Origin of the sequence: Thorsellia anophelis DSM 18579, from assembly GCF_900111395.1 — a bacterium.
Classification (GTDB): domain Bacteria; phylum Pseudomonadota; class Gammaproteobacteria; order Enterobacterales; family Thorselliaceae; genus Thorsellia; species Thorsellia anophelis.
Genome location: NZ_FOHV01000006.1, coordinates 167,530 through 184,472, shown reverse-complemented (window position 1 = coordinate 184,472; position 16,943 = coordinate 167,530). Strand labels below are relative to the sequence as shown.

Sequence of the window (16,943 nt, the reverse complement as noted above, 5' to 3'; positions counted from 1 at the left end):
GTTGGAAGATTGAGGGGGGTTGCTTCTAGTACGAGAGGACCGAGGTGAACGCATCACTGGTGTTCGGGTTGTCATGCCAATGGCACTGCCCGGTAGCTAAATGCGGACGAGATAATCGCTGAAAGCATCTAAGCGAGAAACTTTCCCCAAGATGAGTCTTCCCTATACGTAAGTATCTATAAGGGTTGTTAAAGACTATGACGTTGATAGGTGAGGTGTGTAAGTACAGCGATGTATTGAGCTAACTCATACTAATTACCCGAGAGGCTTAACCTTACAACACCGAAGGTGTTTTGGTGAGTGACTTGAAAGAGTAGAGAGAGAAGTGTGATTGATAGAGTCAGATATCTAGAAGTGAATGATAAGACTAGATTAAACTAAACTAAACAAGACTAAAAGAATTGACTAATAAGAGCTTATTCCAAAGAAGAGCGCACAGAATTGCTTGGCGGCAATAGCATTGTGGACCCACCTGACTCCATACCGAACTCAGAAGTGAAACGCAATAGCGCCGATGGTAGTGTGGGGTCTCCCCATGCGAGAGTAGGACACTGCCAGGCACCAAATAGAGTATTACATCATAAAGCGTTATCAATAAAAAAAATAATTAAACAAAAAAGCCCTATATTTATATAGGGCTTTTTTTGTTTAATTTACACAGTAAATTCATATACTAATTGTTGTCACGGTAACGCTGTCCTGGCCTAATCTTAAATTTTCCTCTGAAATTAACCTTAATTATTAAAGAATCATTAGAAGTAATAACTGCAAGGTTAGATTGTTTTCTTTAAAACAATCCAACAAATGTAATTTAAATCATATCATGAGTCACCTCAAAGCATTTCTGTAAGAGCCATTCATCATCCTACATTTATCTCTTCTCGGTTTATCTCTAAAAATAACTATCCCTTCTTATTTACTTGGATATTACTTTATCAATTGATTTTACTTAATTCTCAGCTTTATTGGATATTTTCCTGATTATTTCAAAAATACAGGGGTATTTTTGATTTAAATCGTTGAATAATAAGGCTTAAAGTTAATTTGAAAGTTTTAAAACATTCGTTATAATGAATTTTAACTTTGAAAAACAATAGTTTATCTTTGTGGATAAACAAGTCCTGTAATAAAAAGTATCTAAAAGGATGTTAACTAAAATGAAAAAAGGATTTTTTTCACAATTTACAGTCATAAGTATAATTATTGCACATATTGTGCAAATACTCTATATACCATCAGCGCTTGCAAAAGATACAAATGAAGAAGCTATCCATTCTATCTCAAAAGCGAGTTCTGCATATTTGAGTCATTCTATTCAGCAATGGTTCAGTCAATATGGAACAGCAGAAATCAAAACAGGGTATAGTTTTGAATATGATAATTTTGAGACAAGTAGCATTGATTTGTTATTACCTATTTATGACGAACAAAACCATACGATATTTACTCAATTAGGATACCGATATGAGGATAGTACCGATACTCTAAACTTTGGTGTTGGCTACCGATTGATGCTTAATGAAAGTCTACTGGGTGCAAATATATTTTATGATCGTGATATGAGAGGAAATCATGATAGGTTTGGTATAGGAGCCGAATATTTTCGTGATTTTATGCGGTTAACCACAAATGGTTACCTTAGGTTAAGTGATTGGCGCGATGTAGATAGCACATTTAGACAATTTAATAACGATGCTCAATTGCAAGCAAGAGCTGCAAATGGGTTTGATATGGTATTCGATGCCTATCATCCGGATTATCCAAAGGTAGGAATGAATTTACGCTATGAACAGTATTTTGGGGAGTCAGTAAGTCTGTTTCGAAATCAGTCATTACAATCAGATCCTTATGGGGTTACTCTAGGGGTCAATTATACTCCTATACCTTTAATGACTTGGCAAATTGAACACACAGAAGGTAAACAAGGTTATTCAGACACAAAAGGTTCGCTTGCATTAACTTATCGTTTTGGTATTCCGGTCTCGGAGCAATTAGATCCTAACAAAGTTCGGCAATTACGGAGTTTTCAAGCGGGTAAATATGATTTAGTTAAACGCAATCCATTGGTAACTTTACAGTATCGTGAAAAGCCAAATGAAATTAATGCAGGGGTAAATAGACCAGAATTAGTCCAAGCAATCGATATTGACGTGATAAAGGACAGGGCGCTTTCAAATGGTATAGCAACTAATCAAGTGCGTGTCATGCTTCGTGATAATGATAATGTACCTCTATCAGATATCACGGTTAGATTGACTCATGAGAATCAAGATATACTTGGAGTAGCGAGTAGTAATGATGATGGATATGCATATTTTGATATTTCATCAACTGAGTCTGGATTATTTACTGTGACAGCAATGGTTATTGGTAATGACAAAATAACTGCATCAACAGCACTTACCTTTGTTGACGAATCAATTATTTCTCAAGCACAATTAACCCTTGATGTGATTAAATCTCAAGCAGTAGCTGATGGACGAGATGAAGTCATGCTTAATGCTCAACTATTAGATGTAAATGAAGAACCTATTTCTGGGATTTGGCTAGATTTGTTTGATAAATCGAATAACTTCTTATTGTCAGCTCAAACACATAATGATGGTACAGCAACATTTAGATTGAGTTCTATTGAACCTGGTCTAGTTGAAGTGTATGCAAAAGTCAGTGGCAGTTTACCCGCTTTGCGTAGTGAACATAAAACAGTATTTTTTAAAGGTGATCCTGCATCAGCCGCATTACTGTATCTCAATGTTTTAGAAGATAATGCAGTTGCCAATGGCATTGCAGATAATATTGTCGAGGCGATATTATTAGATGAACGTAATCAATTGATGCCTTATGTTGAGATAGTGTTCAAAGATGAATTAGATGAAATTTATCGGATTGAAACTAATGAAGATGGTAGGGCTCAACTGAGAGTGACTTCAATTGTTGCGGGGCCCAAAACAATTTGGGCATCAGTTGTGCAAAATCCAAGTATTGAGGCATCTCAAGTTGTGATATTTAGAGCCGTACCAAATGAGATACGTTTAAATGTCACCGCTCAACCCGTATTGGCTAATGGTGAGGATAGTCATACTCTAATCGCTAAGGTACTTGATTTTAACCAAGATCCAATCGAGGGAATTAATGTTGATTTTGTAGATGAATCAGGCGCTATCTTAATTGATGATAATGGTGATAAATTAGTAGGCTTGACAGATGAATCTGGCGAAGCAACTCAGTTATTATCTAGTACTAAAGTCAAAACAATCACGCTTAAAGCAATTGTCGATGAATCTAATATCAGCTCAAATCTTGAAACGATTTCATTTATTGCAGATAACCGCTTGGCAATTGTTGCTGAAGCAACACCATTATCGTCGACACTCATAGCTGATGGTATAGATAAAACGGATGTGAAAGTAGTAATAACAGATACATTCGGTAATAGAATTGCGAATTTATCGAATATTATCGTCACTGACGATAGAGGAAATGACTATTCTGGCAATCCTTTTCAAACTGATTTAAATGGTGAGTTTATTATTCCTATCGAGCCAAGCTTTGTAGTAGGTGCGCTTAATTTAACTGTAACATTACCAAATGGCGCAATAGGTATGGCTGTGATTGAATTTTTGCAAGACTACACGAATGCATATATTAGTTTAAGTGCAGATCAGATCCAGATTTTATCTAATGGTGTCGACACAACCCTATTAAGAGGCAAGTTACTTAACCAATATGGATACCCAATTGCAAATGAACCTATTACACTCTCAGATACACGTGGATGGCAATCTTCTATCACTCAAACAGATGAAATAGGTGAGTTTATTGCAACTGATTATCCTCCAAGCTCATTAAGCATAAGTCCTTTTGTTTTAGTAAAGATGGACCGTGATGAGGCCGTAAATGAGGTCATACAAATTTCTTTTAATGGAGATGTTAATAGTGCGCAGATAGTTAATGTGCAGGTCGATAAATCGGAAATGATAGCGAATTCAGAAGACACAGCAAATATCACAGCAAAAGTGGTCGATAAAGATAATAATCCAGTTGTGGGACAGATTGTCAAATTTACAGGAGAAAATGAAGAGCCAATTGGTGAGGCATTTTCAGATTCATCGGGTAATGCGGTTGCAGTCTTTTTCGCTAGTACAGGTGATCTGAAAGTATTAAGACCGCTTGGAACATATTTAATTGAAGCTTCAATGACGAATTCAAGTGGTAATACCTCTACAGGCCAGGCAGTTGTAAATTTAATCTCAAGTCTGTTGGATATTCGAATTGATAGGCTATCAACACTTCAAGCACCAATAATAGGCCGACCTACTTGGTTTGAATATCGGGTAACTGATAGATTTGGTAATCCTGTATTTATCGATGAAACACTTAGTTATCGAATTATAAAAGGACATGATAACTCATCGCCTGATGCAGTTGAAGGAATTGATTATGCGTTTGTAAATCATATACCAGTCAACGAGCAGGGTATTGCAGATTTAGTTGTTATGTTTAATCAACCTGGTCCTTATCGGATAACTATCCAACCACCTATCGGAACAACAGGTACACTAGATGTCATTGTGCTAGAACAATAACAATATCCTTTAATGCCGTACTGTCTACATCAGATAAAGAATGGTATTGATTTTTCAAATATTTATTATTCCCCTATTGGAAAAACCAATTGGGGAATTAACTTAAAAAGTAGATTTTGCCAACTACGAATCCACGTTATTCAATTAGTGGCAAGCATTCCAAATTGCTTTCACTTGCCTTGCTACGTTCTAACCCCACTTCAACTGCATCAGTTTCCACTTGAGCTCTATCAATTGAACTTACCATATAGGTATATTGTCGTCCATCATTTTGGGTTTTATCTGTAAATTGATATTGACCCAACTGATTACGAGGGATTTTTGCTATGATATTTTCAGGATGTTTTGATACGTCTTCTTTAGCACCAAGAGCACGGTAAATGACATAGTACCTAACATCGTTATTAGGATCATCTTTCCAAGTAAATTGGTTGAGAATATTACTTTCTTTATTGATAATAAAAGTCGGCGTTTGAACAGGCTGGGTTGTCATTTTATCAAGCCAAGGTTTACTAGGAACAAGTGTTGGGTATGTAAAATAATTATCTTTCAGTAATTGATTTGATTTAACCCTAGCATTAGCTGCAATTTGTTTATCACTTGGCATACCAGATGCATCAGTATGAGTTAATTCCCCTAAGCTAAAATAAACACTACCTAAAACATTATCTAACGTTTGATTAAATCTTAATTGATTGGGAATTTCTTCTGGATTCTGCCACTCTTTTTCAAATCCAGAATTATGAAAGTGTTTATAATTAGCATGACCAATATAGAGTAGGGTGGATTTTTCAGGGAGATGATTATTATTTTGTGCAAGCTGATTCCACCAAGTTGCTAGTTCTCCGTAAGGTGCAGCGGCTTTTTCAAAACTCCAGTAGATTTGGGGAATAATATAATCGAGATAGCGATTTTCTACCCAAGATTTGGTATCAGCATAAATCGATTTACTATGACTTTGTGTGGAATCAAGAGGGGTGTTAGTGCCCGCACTATTTACTTGTTTATGTTCCCAAATACCAAATGGACTTATCCCAAATTGTACTGAGCGATTATGTTTATCATTGTGTTCATCAATAATTGATTTAACTGAAACAATTAGCTTAGTGATATTATCCCTACGCCATGATTCAAGTCCAGCGATATCATCGGTATAATCAGAATTAAGTGTTCTTGCAAGTTTAAATGCCTCGCTATCTTCATTTTTATCACCAAAAAATTTGGGTACATTTTTTCCGTCTATTGTTGTATTTACTCGGTATGGATAAAAATAATCGTCAAAATGAATGGCATCGACATCGTATTGTTCTAACACTTCTTTAACGGTTTCAACAATATGTGCTATGACAATAGGGTTGCTAGGGTCTAAAAAGAATTTTTCATCAAATTGTAATACGGCTTCGGGATGCAATACTGCAAAATTATTTTCTGCTAGCACACCATTTTTAGCTAATAAAGCAATTTGCTCGCTAGTTGAAAGAGAACGTAATTTTTCTTCTGCTTCATTTGGCAATAATTGGGTTATTTTTTTTGAGGTGACACGATAGGGGTTAAACCAAGCATGAAACTCCATACTATGGTTATGAGAGACTTCTATCATATAGGCAAGTGGGTCAAAATTGTTATCTTCAAAATTATTTTTGCCTTGTTGATTACTATTAATATAGGCAGACCAAGGATTGATTTTTGAAAGATACCAAGCATCTAATTCTGGTCTAACCTGGAAAATAACCGCATTCATATTCATTTGATTCATCTGTGAGATATGTTCACTAAAAGCCTCTTTAAATTGTAATGTAGAGTCTGTTTTAGGCATAGTGAGGTTATTAATCGTTGCTATCCAGCTTGATCTAAAGTGAAATTTATCAGTATGGTAACTGTCAGGTACTTCAACGATTGGCGCACTTTCATTGAGCGTCTTATCAAACAAAAATACTGGTTTTGAAGAGTTATATGTATGTGTATTGATATCAAATTGCTTAAGTGGCAAGTTTTGTATCGATGCTCTAACTGGTGAAGGATGGGTAGGATCACTATTTTGGATAAAACAGATATCTTGTGTATCGACCGATTTTGCATGAAGTGTATTAATGTGCAAAACAGTCATTAAACCGGTGATGAGCACTGCTGATGTTGAAAGTTTAAAGTGAAAATGGGTGAGTTTAGAGGATTGATTAATACGCATGTTAACTCCTAGTTAAATAATAAAAGCCCGATTAACCGGGCTTAAAGAAATTGAACAAGCGCTTACTCACATATTAATTGCTTTTGTTCAATGATTGTTTTAGAAATTAAAACCTCTGTTGCTTCAGATTCTCTTGAGGCTCTATCTACAGTACTGATTAAATACGTTGACTGAGGAGTTAAAGGCGAATTATCTTCAAATGTATAAAATCCATTCTTTTTCTCAGCAGTTACCGGAACTTTAGCAATAATATTGTTGGGGTTTTTAAATATATTTTCAGGTTCGCCCATGCCTTTATAAATCACAAAGTAACGAGCATCTTCATTATTGTCATCTTTCCACTGAAATTCGGTAAATGAAGTGGCATTAATGTTATTAATGATGAAAGTTGCCTCAATAGGACTATTTGGTACCGCATTATTTTGATCTAACCATGGTTTTTCTGGTGGGATGGCGTAAGCATTCCAATATTGATTTTTGAGTGTACCCATAGAAGAACTCACTACACTATTTTTACTTCCGTTCGTATAATCATGTCTCCAAAAAATACCGCCTTCTATCTGAGGGAGAATTTGGTTATATCTTAACTGATTTGCTATCTCCATTGGATTTGCCCATGCTTGTTTTACAGTTAAGGTATCAGCAGAGTCAGTACCTTCTGGAGTATATGGTGCTAATCGGGTTATTTCATGAGCAATATATAGTTGCGTGTTTGAACTTGGGTTTTTATCCTCTGCAACACCATTCCACCAAGTGGCGATTTCTCCATATGGCGCAGAGGGGTGAGCAAATGGCCAGTAGATTTGTGGTGCTAAATAGTCAATTAAGCCCTCACTCAACCATTTTTTTGTATCAGCATAGATAGTGCCTGCGTAGGAAATACTCGCTCTTGTTCTTGCTCCATCTTCTTGAGCTGGGGTATTGCCCCAATTACCACTAGGTGCTATCCCAAATTGAACTGACGTACCATGTGAATCATTATGATCTTTAATTGTCGTTTGCACCTTTGTAATAAATTCGGTGATATTATCACGGCGCCATTGTTCAAAATTCGCAAAGCTATCAGAATTTCCTGAAGTAAGAAAAGTTTGATAATCAAATTGATTCATATAATCACTAGCAGTAGTGTTTCCTAAATAAAAATAATCATCAAAATGGATAGCATCGATATCATATTTTAATAGTTCTTTCACTGTATCGATAATATGCGCTTGTACATCTTGGTTACTAGGATCATATGCAAGAATACCTGTTGTCGAGGTGCCTGTTGTTAAATTAATGTAGGTTTTATCAACGTTGTCGACTAAGAAATTATCTTCTGATAATTTACCTGATGCTATCAAGTCTTCAATGATTAGTGTTTTATTATCAAAGTTTTGAGTAATGCTAGAGGCGGCTCTAAATGGGTTGATCCAAGCATGGTATTCCATGCCTTTATTATGAGTTTGCTCTAGCATATACTCTAGTGGATCAAAGCCACCAAGTTCTGATACACCTTGTCTTCCAGGTCCGGTACCTTTTTGAGATAAAGTAGCTGCCCAAGGGTTGATCTCAGATTTGTACCAGGCATCGGCATTAGGTCTAACTTGAAATACAATTGCATTCATTTTTAAGGCTTCTGCTTCATTCAATATCTTAGTAAATTTTGACTTAAAGTCAGCACTACTCGTGCTAGGTTTAATATCAAGATTAAAGTGAGTTGAGACATAGCTTCCTCTAAATTGGTGTTTAGATGCTTTGTATTCCGTTGGGATCTCGATGGTGGAATTTGTTTCAGTAGGAAAATGCAGTGAATTAAATAGAGTCACTCCAGCGCCATCTTGTTGATTAGAGACCGAATTGAATGCCTTTAATTCGGCCAATGATGCTAATGGATCAAGTGCGATAAAATCTGTATTTTTACCATTTTCATTTGTAGGTAGCCTACACATGGTGGTCGATAATTCAGGCAGTGTAGGGGGCTTTGGGGGTGCAGGAGGCGCACTATCAGATCCCCCACCACTATCACATCCTGTTAATATTAAGCTTAGAGCAAGTGTAATGGTGCTTAATTTCAATATGTTATTTCGTTTCATGCGGCAGATCCTATCGTGTTAAATTAGTGTATTCGACAATGTATAAAAATGACAATAAAAATGTATCAGTATCTAACTGATAAAGAAGATTATTTTGTGACAAATAGAATTTTATATTCCTTTTGTGATTTGAATAACAGAAAAATTATTCCAATAATAGGATAATTAACGATAGATTTGCAATATAATCGGAGCAAAGTGTGATGTACCGCATAGTTATTTACAACCAAGGTAGTTTGAATGTGTTGATCGCTGTCATGTAACTGTAACATTCAAAGATTAATATAATAATTTAAAACAGTTAAACATAATGTTTTAACTCAAAAAATTATAGAGTTAGTGGTAGGGTATTGACCTAAATATGTTTAACAAAAGAATGAGCTAAATGAAACACGAATTAAATGACTTGATGAGCTTAAATCGACCTCTCATAAAAAGAATAAGCCAAATTCTATTTGCTTTGTTATTGCTCTTATGTGCCTTTTTTTTAGCGAGGATAACTTGGCAAATTTATGAATTGCTGTTTACTGATAATCAGTCAATCAATATTTCTTCAAATACATTGAGCTCATCTAAGAATATGACGATATCGGCATCTAGACTTGAAAGTGCCACCTTAGTCAATCAACTATTGTTATTTGGCAAAGCAACCGAATCCGCCGATACCCCTGAACCAATGGTACCTGCCTTTGTACCAAAAACTGACTTAGCTTTAACTTTGACTGGATTATTAACCAGTAATGACCCTAGTGCCTCTATGGCGATTATTCAACATCAAAACAAACAAAAGAGCTATTTTGTAGGCGATAAAATTATCGGGCAGGCAACCATTGTCAAAATTGATGCACAAGGCGTGATTATTAATGAGGGGGGAAAGCAAACAAGACTTTCTTATTCAGATTCATCTAAGACAATATCTTCTACTAAAGAAAGTCTAAAAGAGCTAAATGAGCCTTCTACAATTACGGCAGACTTTAAAGATGAACTACTGGCTTCACCTGAAAAATTATTTGATTATATCGCAATCTCACCTGTTAAAGAGGATAACCAATTATTAGGCTACAGGATAAATCCAGGTAAAGACGCACAGATGTTTACTGAATTAGGGTTTATGCCTGGCGATCTAGCTGTGGAAATCAATGGTGTTGATTTAAAAGATGAGATTCAATCATTAGCATTATTATCTGAATTGCCTGAGATGACAGAGCTTTCGATTAATGTTGAGAGAGATGGACAAATTTATACTATCAATTTATCACTCAATCAGTGATGAAGATTCAAACAGGTTTAAGGATGGCATGATGAGCGTTTAATCGTATTTACGTATATTGCTTTTATCGAAGGTTATAAGCGCTCACGTGTCATAAGATTTAATAAAGTAAAAATGAAGTAAGATTAATTAAGAAAATAAGAAATATAGTCTTTGTAACACATTGAGAGGTAAATAGTTATTTACTATTCCTCTATAAGCGTAGGTTTAACGATCAATAGTATCGTGAAGCTAAATAAATTAATGATATAGAGCAGATTTTATAATATGAACAATCAGACAAAAGCTCACAAACTCTCTTCTCACAGCAAAAAATGGCGTAATTTAATCGCTGCACTCAGTTTGTCCTTTGGATTACTTGCCAGTGATATGAGCCATGGCGCACAATTTACTGCCAATTTCCAAAATACCGATATTCAAGAGTTTATTAACACTGTAAGTAAAAACTTAAATAAAACAGTCATCATTGATCCAAGTGTAAAGGGGAATATTACTGTCAGAAGCTATGATGAACTGAATGAAGAACAGTACTATGCCTTTTTCTTGAGTGTACTTGAAGTTTATGGGTTTGCTGTAGTTGAGCAAGAAGGCGGCGTTTTAAAAGTTGTTCGTTCAAAGAATGCTAAGGAATCAGCGGTGCCTGTTGTGGATGATTCGACCGTGTTATCTAATGATGAAGTCATTACACGGGTTGTTCCGCTTAAAAATGTTAATGCAAAAGATCTTGCCCCATTACTGCGTCAATTAAATGATACGGCAGGTGCTGGTAATGTTGTTCACTATGAACCGTCTAATGTTCTGTTATTAACAGGACGAGTTGGGATCATCAATCGATTGCTCGAGATAATTAGCCGGGTTGATAAGGCAGGGGATCAAACGGTTGATACGATTACACTTCAGCATGCTTCTGCAGAAGATGTGGTAAAAATTGTGAATGAATTAATTAAATCACCCGATCAAGCAGCTAAATCAAGCACCGGGATTGGTAGTGTGAGAATTGTGGCGGATATACGCACAAATTCGGTGCTTATCATAGGAGAAGAACAATCAAGGCAGCGCCTAAGAGCAACGATTGAAGATCTAGATAGAGAACGAGTCACCGAGGGAAGTACGCGTGTGCTCTATCTTAAATTCGCCAATGCAGAGAATTTAGTCGATGTCTTAACAGGATTTAGCGCCAAACTTGAATCTGAACAAGGCGGCGCTGCTCCAACAACAAATAGTCAATCAATTACTAAAAATACGGTGATTAAAGCAGATCCTCAAACTAATTCACTTATCATTAATGCTAACCCCGATATTATGCGAGAACTTGAAAATGTGGTTGGGCAGCTTGATGTGAGAAGACCTCAAGTTTTAGTTGAGGCTATTATTGTAGAAGTACAAAATGCTGATGGCTTAAATTTAGGCATTCAATGGGCTAATTCACAGGCAGGCTTTACTCAGTTTACCAATACGGGACTTCCTATCACGACAGCCGCTGCCGCTGCAAATCAATTGGAAAATGATGGCACTTTAGATTCAGCATTAGCCAATGCACTGAATGGCGTCAATGGGATTGCAGCAGGATTTTATTCAGGCAATTGGGCAGCGCTTTTAACGGCGCTTTCAACAGATAGCCAAAATAATATTTTAGCAACTCCTAGCATTGTAACCTTGGATAATAAAGAGGCTGTTATAAATGTCGGGCAAGAGGTTCCCGTGTTAAGTGGATCGCAAACAACGTCTGGGGATAATATTTTTAACACTGTGGATCGTAAGAACGTGGGAATCAAACTTAAGGTCAAGCCACAGGTGAATGAAGGGGGCTCAGTTATTTTAGAAATTGAGCAAGAGGTTTCAAGTGTGGCTGATGCACCGGCTCAAGGTTCTGCTGAATTAGGCGCTACGTTTAACACCAGAACCATTACGAATGCTTTATTAGTTAACAGTGGGGAAGCAGTCGTAGTTGGGGGGTTATTAGATGAATCTACTAAAGATACAAATAGTAAAGTCCCACTATTAGGCGATATACCACTTGTTGGTGCATTGTTTAAATCTACTTCTCAGGGGGCAAGCAAGCGTAATCTAATGCTCTTTATCAGGCCGACAATCATTCATGATCAAGACAGTTTTGGTGAATTATCCGCACGTAAATATGGAGAGTTTCAGCGTGACCAAGCGGCTGATATCGCAAATGATACTTATAATAAAATGAAATCGCCTAACTTCTCTATTCCTGATTTAGAAAAAAAATACATTTATGAGGATGTGAAAACACATATTCAAGCATTTTATCAATAAGGATAAATGATTGATTAATTTATTTTATAGCGTGATGAATATCAAAATGCAGTGTGTTCAACACAAATGTTGCAGCGCAGTTAATTAGGCTAAGTCAATTTCCAACAAGGGAGTCACTTACAATGTCATGGATTTTACCCTACAGCTATGCCGAGGCGAATAAGGTTGTCTTAAAGCAATTTGAGGGTAAATGGGTGCTTGCTTACCGTCCGCCGCTTTTACATAAATGCTACAGGGAAATAACGCGCTATCTTGGTATGTTACCTTTGGAATTTCAAGCATTAGATGAGTCAGAATTTGCTCAGACATTAGTGACGCTCTATCAACAAGACTCTTCAGAGGCGCAGTTGATGATGCAAGAAATTGGTAATCAAATGGATTTTTATGCATTAGCAGAAGATATTCCTGAGCATGATGACTTGCTTAATAATGATGAAGATGCGCCTATTATTAAGTTGATAAATGCGATGCTGAGTGAAGCCATTAAAGTCAGGGCGTCTGATATTCATATTGAAACATTTGAAAAATCATTGAGTATTCGTTTTCGCGTTGATGGTGTGCTTCGGGAAATTTTACAACCTCAAAGAAAGCTTGCTGCGTTATTAGTGTCTCGAATTAAAGTGATGGCTAAACTGGATATTGCGGAAAAACGCATTCCACAGGATGGCCGAATTTCACTTAGAATTGGTGGGCGAGCCATTGATGTGCGTGTATCAACCTTACCCTCAAATCATGCTGAGAGAGTGGTATTAAGGTTATTAGATAAACATAGTGTTGTGTTAGATTTGGCAAAACTTGGGATGCGTGATGCTCACCTTAAGGCCATGAAAACGACGTTACTCTCTCCTCATGGAATCATCCTCGTGACTGGCCCGACTGGTTCAGGTAAAAGTACCACCCTTTATGCGGCATTAAGTCAATTGAACAGTAAAGAACGGAATATTTTAACTGTCGAAGATCCGATAGAGTACGATTTAGAAGGTATAGGGCAAACCCAAGTCAATAATAAAGTCGATATGACCTTTGCAAGAGGTTTAAGAGCAATCTTGAGACAAGATCCTGATGTGGTCATGGTCGGTGAAATACGGGATACAGAAACGGCAAAAATTGCAGTTCAAGCATCTTTGACAGGTCACCTTGTGTTATCAACATTGCATACTAATAGTGCAATTGGTGCGATTACACGTTTGCAAGATATGGGCGTAGAGCCGTTTTTGCTCTCAACCTCTTTAGTTGCGGTCGTGGCACAAAGATTGGTTAGAACACTTTGCTCTGAGTGTAAAATTCCATATGAAATTGATGAGGCTACTGCCGCGGCTTATGATTTAGCCCCTAAAACACGCCTACACCGAGCGGGCGGCTGTGAGGCTTGTCAAATGACAGGTTACAGTGGCCGTACCGGTATTCATGAGCTTATTATTGTTAATGAAGTGGTAAGGCAAGCGATTTATCGTAATGAAGGGGAGGAGTTTATTACCAAAGCGATACGACAAACCAGCCCAGATTTAAGACGTGAAGGTTTATCTAAAGCGGAACTTGGCATTACCAGTTTAGAAGAAGTGATCAGTGTCACTCGGGATGACAAATAATGGCCAATTTTCGTTATGTCGCTCGATTAAGCAATGGTAAAGATCAAAAAGGACAAATTGAAGCTGATACAGAAAAGCAAGCAAGGGTCAAGCTAAAAGAACAAGGATTATTTGTAATAACCGTGAGCCAGGTTGATTCCCTTTCTTTGCCTCAATCTAAGACGATGACGCCCGTTGAACCAAAGCACGCTCATGCAAAGGGTTTTAATTTTAAGTTGACTCTATTCGGTCCTAAAAAAGTTAAGAGTAAAGCGATAGCCTTATTTACAAGACAACTTGCCACAATGGTTTCTTCTGCTTTACCACTTGAGGAATCGTTAAAAGCAGTTGGCGAACAATCAGAAAGTGCGTATGTGGTCTCTATCATTTATTCTGTTCGAGAAAAAGTCCTTGAAGGGCATACGCTCTCAAATGCGATGAAAGCTCATCCTTATATGTTTGATTCGATGTATTGTGCGATGGTGGAAGCGGCTGAAGCTTCAGGGCACCTTGCCCCCATTTTAATGAGGCTTGCAGATTACACAGAACAGAAGCAAAAAATGCAAATGCAACTGACTCAAGCATTAGTCTATCCTACTATGCTGACATTAGTTGCCTGTACAGTCATTATGATGTTGTTGACGTTTGTGGTCCCTAAAGTCGTTGAACAGTTTGTTTATATGAAACAAACTTTGCCTTTAAGCACTCGAATACTTATCGGTATCAGTGATTTTTTAAGTGTGTTTGGTCTGTATTTACTCCTTGGTTTATTGCTCAGTTTGCTTGGTATTAAAAAAAGCTTATCAGTTGATTCTAGGCGGGCTAAGTATGATCGTTTTATTCTAACACTTCCAATTGTTGGGCAATTAATTCGTGATGCTAACAGCGCTAGATATGCCAGAACCTTGTCCATCTTACAAGCCAGTGGCGTGCCACTTATAGAAGCAATGCACATTAGTGCTAATGTGATTACCAATCAAGAAATCAAAGCTAAATTTCAGTCTGCCGCCAATTTTGTTCGAGAGGGCGGGACCATTTACCAAGCATTCTCCCAAACGAAACTCCTTTCCCCAATGATGTTGTACATGATCGCTTCGGGAGAAAAAAGTGGTGAGTTAGATACGCTATTAGCTAAAGCCGCTCAAACTCAAGACGATGCATTAAGCGCCAAAATTACTTTTGCATTAAGTGTTTTTGAACCCATGCTTATCTTAACCATGGCAGGAGTGGTGCTGTTTATTGTCTTAGCTATCATGCAGCCTATTATTGCCCTTAACACCATGTTTGGATGAAAAGATAAAAGCATCAATAAAATCATAATGAATTATAAATTTAATGACAAGAGGAGTCAGGTATGAATCATCAATTACCATGTTTCAAACGCGTTTTAACCAAGGTAATGACATGGAATAAGTGGGGACGACAAAAATATGAACTCAGTATGCATCACAATCATCAGAATGTGCCTGCATTAGGGGTATCTAAACAAGCTGGTTTAACGCTGATTGAGTTGATGGTTGTCATCGTTATATTAGGTATATTAGCTGCGCTTATAGTGCCTAATTTACTTGGTAACACTGAAAAAGCGAATAAACAAAAAGCCATTTCTGATATTACTTCCCTTGAAAATGCATTAGATATGTATAAGTTAGATAATCAACGGTATCCAACAACAGAACAAGGTTTAGAGGCCTTGGTAACTAAGCCTACGGCTGAGCCTCTGCCTAAACATTATCGTGAAGATGGCTATATTAGACGCCTTCCAGAAGACCCTTGGGGTAATCCTTATTTGATTAAACAGCCTGGCGATCATGGAAAAATCGATATTTACTCATTTGGTCCTGATGGAGAGCCTGGAACAGAAGATGATATTGGGAACTGGAATCTAACTGAAATAGAATGATGAAATTGATATGCATCGATTAACCAGACAAACAGTGAATAAGCAGACTCAAAAAGCGCTTGGATTGACATTGCTTGAATTGATTTTAGTTCTATTTTTGCTTGGACTGGTTTTATCTGTAGTGGTGGGGACGTTGCCTGAAAATCGAAATACAACCCTGAACACCCAAAATGCACAGTTTAAAAAAGGATTCGCCTCGTTATTGAATGAAGCTAGGCTTGAAGGGCGATTTTACGGATTAAGCGTGACACAAAGAGATTGGCAGTGGATGCGAACTCAGGTAGTAAATAGACCTACATCGACTGAGGCCTTAGATGAACAACGTCGCACTGTTGCGAGTTTAGTTTGGGAAGCATTTGAAAGGCGCCATTTAGTGACCAGTGCAACGTTACCTGAGGATATCCATATCCAATTGAGGTTAGGTGAGATTGAAAATGGTGCATTACCGAATCTGGTTTCAATTGCTGAAATGAGAGCAGGCAAGTTGATTCCCCCTCAAATTTGGATATTGCCAGGTGGGGAAGTGACGCCATTTATTTTGGAGTTTTATGATGACGAAAATAGATTAATTCAGCGATTAACTGCTGATACTGTTGGTAATCTCGCACTAGAAGAATTTGAGCTTTGATATGATAAAACTCACTCAGCATTTACACAAAACCATGCGTAATCGTCAAAATGGTATGACATTGATTGAGGTATTAGTTGCCTTAGCCGTTTTTGCGATTGTAGGTATTACGTTACTGTCGTCAACTAATCACTCCGTGCAAGGATTAAGTCAATTAGAGGAGCGATCTCAGGGGCTATTTGTAGCCGATAACCAATTAACTGAGATGAGGCTCAAAGGGATTTGGCCTGAAACCAGTTGGCAAAGCAAAACAGTTACCTTCGGTAATAGGCAATGGTATGTCAGATGGCAAGGTGTTAATACACCACAACCACAATTAAGGGCCATCGATGTTGAAGTGTCAACTACGCCATTTGTATTAGACTCAGAGCCTAATATTGTGGCAAGTTTACGCACATATGTGATTAAGCAAGCGTGATTAAGCAAAGTTAAAATGAAAGATACA

Annotated in this window: 10 protein-coding genes and 2 rRNA genes; 10 read left to right on the top strand and 2 right to left on the bottom strand. The window is 37.2% G+C overall.

The features are described 5' to 3' along the window. The 3 genes from BMW37_RS05455 to BMW37_RS05445 all read left to right on the top strand — a co-directional run. Positions 1–276: ribosomal RNA gene (locus BMW37_RS05455) — 23S ribosomal RNA — on the top strand; the annotation flags it as partial. A gap of 168 nt (positions 277–444) precedes the next feature. Then, positions 445–560, top strand: a 5S ribosomal RNA gene (rrf, locus tag BMW37_RS05450). A gap of 597 nt (positions 561–1,157) precedes the next feature. Continuing rightward, positions 1,158–4,586 (top strand): inverse autotransporter beta domain-containing protein, encoded by a 3,429-nt coding sequence (locus BMW37_RS05445; RefSeq protein ID WP_177168589.1) that lies wholly within the window; start codon positions 1,158–1,160, stop codon positions 4,584–4,586. Positions 4,587–4,722: 136 nt separating this feature from the next. On the opposite strand, the gene BMW37_RS05440 is transcribed toward BMW37_RS05445, so the two are convergent. Together BMW37_RS05440 and BMW37_RS05435 are read right to left on the bottom strand one after the other, a co-directional pair. Beyond that, entirely contained in the window at positions 4,723–6,771 is a 2,049-nt protein-coding gene (locus BMW37_RS05440) for a glycoside hydrolase family 10-like protein (protein WP_093318407.1), read from the bottom strand. A 62-nt stretch (positions 6,772–6,833) separates the two neighbouring features. After that, on the bottom strand, positions 6,834–8,846 hold the full coding sequence (locus BMW37_RS05435; RefSeq protein ID WP_093318406.1) for a glycoside hydrolase family 10-like protein: 2,013 nt from the start codon (positions 8,844–8,846) through the stop codon (positions 6,834–6,836). Positions 8,847–9,231: 385 nt separating this feature from the next. Here BMW37_RS05435 and gspC point away from each other — a divergent pair, with 385 nt between their 5' ends. The 7 genes from gspC to gspI all read left to right on the top strand — a co-directional run bounded on the left by gspC (position 9,232) and on the right by gspI (position 16,916). Then, positions 9,232–10,116, top strand: coding sequence for a type II secretion system protein GspC (gspC, locus tag BMW37_RS05430; protein ID WP_093318405.1), 885 nt, complete (start codon positions 9,232–9,234; stop codon positions 10,114–10,116). A 267-nt stretch (positions 10,117–10,383) separates the two neighbouring features. After that, positions 10,384–12,399 carry a type II secretion system secretin GspD gene (gene gspD / locus BMW37_RS05425; protein WP_177168588.1) on the top strand — a complete coding sequence of 672 codons (2,016 nt, stop codon included), beginning with the start codon at positions 10,384–10,386 and terminating at the stop codon, positions 12,397–12,399. Positions 12,400–12,521: 122 nt separating this feature from the next. Beyond that, positions 12,522–13,988 (top strand): type II secretion system ATPase GspE, encoded by a 1,467-nt coding sequence (gene gspE, locus BMW37_RS05420; protein WP_093318404.1) that lies wholly within the window; start codon positions 12,522–12,524, stop codon positions 13,986–13,988. Further along, entirely contained in the window at positions 13,988–15,259 is a 1,272-nt protein-coding gene (gene gspF, locus BMW37_RS05415) for a type II secretion system inner membrane protein GspF (protein ID WP_093318403.1), read from the top strand. Before gspE ends, gspF begins: the two co-directional genes overlap by 1 nt. A gap of 149 nt (positions 15,260–15,408) precedes the next feature. Continuing rightward, the gene (gene gspG, locus BMW37_RS05410; RefSeq protein WP_093318428.1) at positions 15,409–15,870 is read left to right on the top strand and encodes a type II secretion system major pseudopilin GspG; all 462 of its coding nucleotides are present in this window, start codon (positions 15,409–15,411) and stop codon (positions 15,868–15,870) included. Positions 15,871–15,880: 10 nt separating this feature from the next. Further along, positions 15,881–16,498 carry a type II secretion system minor pseudopilin GspH gene (gspH, locus tag BMW37_RS05405; RefSeq protein WP_093318402.1) on the top strand — a complete coding sequence of 206 codons (618 nt, stop codon included), beginning with the start codon at positions 15,881–15,883 and terminating at the stop codon, positions 16,496–16,498. 1 nt (position 16,499) lies between these two features. Then, complete coding sequence (gene gspI, locus BMW37_RS05400; protein ID WP_093318401.1) at positions 16,500–16,916, top strand: type II secretion system minor pseudopilin GspI; 417 nt, start codon at positions 16,500–16,502, stop codon at positions 16,914–16,916. Positions 16,917–16,943 lie beyond the last annotated feature (27 nt).

Excerpts from the sequence above, each read along its gene's own strand:
- gspG (WP_093318428.1), top strand. The coding sequence starts at position 15,409 with ATGCATCACAATCATCAGAATGTGCCTGCATTAGGGGTATCTAAACAA.
- gspI (WP_093318401.1), top strand. The coding sequence starts at position 16,500 with ATGATAAAACTCACTCAGCATTTACACAAAACCATGCGTAATCGTCAA.
- BMW37_RS05445 (WP_177168589.1), top strand. The coding sequence starts at position 1,158 with ATGAAAAAAGGATTTTTTTCACAATTTACAGTCATAAGTATAATTATT.
- BMW37_RS05435 (WP_093318406.1), bottom strand. The coding sequence starts at position 8,846 with ATGAAACGAAATAACATATTGAAATTAAGCACCATTACACTTGCTCTA.
- gspD (WP_177168588.1), top strand. The coding sequence starts at position 10,384 with ATGAACAATCAGACAAAAGCTCACAAACTCTCTTCTCACAGCAAAAAA.
- gspF (WP_093318403.1), top strand. The coding sequence starts at position 13,988 with ATGGCCAATTTTCGTTATGTCGCTCGATTAAGCAATGGTAAAGATCAA.
- gspC (WP_093318405.1), top strand. The coding sequence starts at position 9,232 with ATGAAACACGAATTAAATGACTTGATGAGCTTAAATCGACCTCTCATA.
- BMW37_RS05440 (WP_093318407.1), bottom strand. The coding sequence starts at position 6,771 with ATGCGTATTAATCAATCCTCTAAACTCACCCATTTTCACTTTAAACTT.
- gspH (WP_093318402.1), top strand. The coding sequence starts at position 15,881 with ATGCATCGATTAACCAGACAAACAGTGAATAAGCAGACTCAAAAAGCG.
- gspE (WP_093318404.1), top strand. The coding sequence starts at position 12,522 with ATGTCATGGATTTTACCCTACAGCTATGCCGAGGCGAATAAGGTTGTC.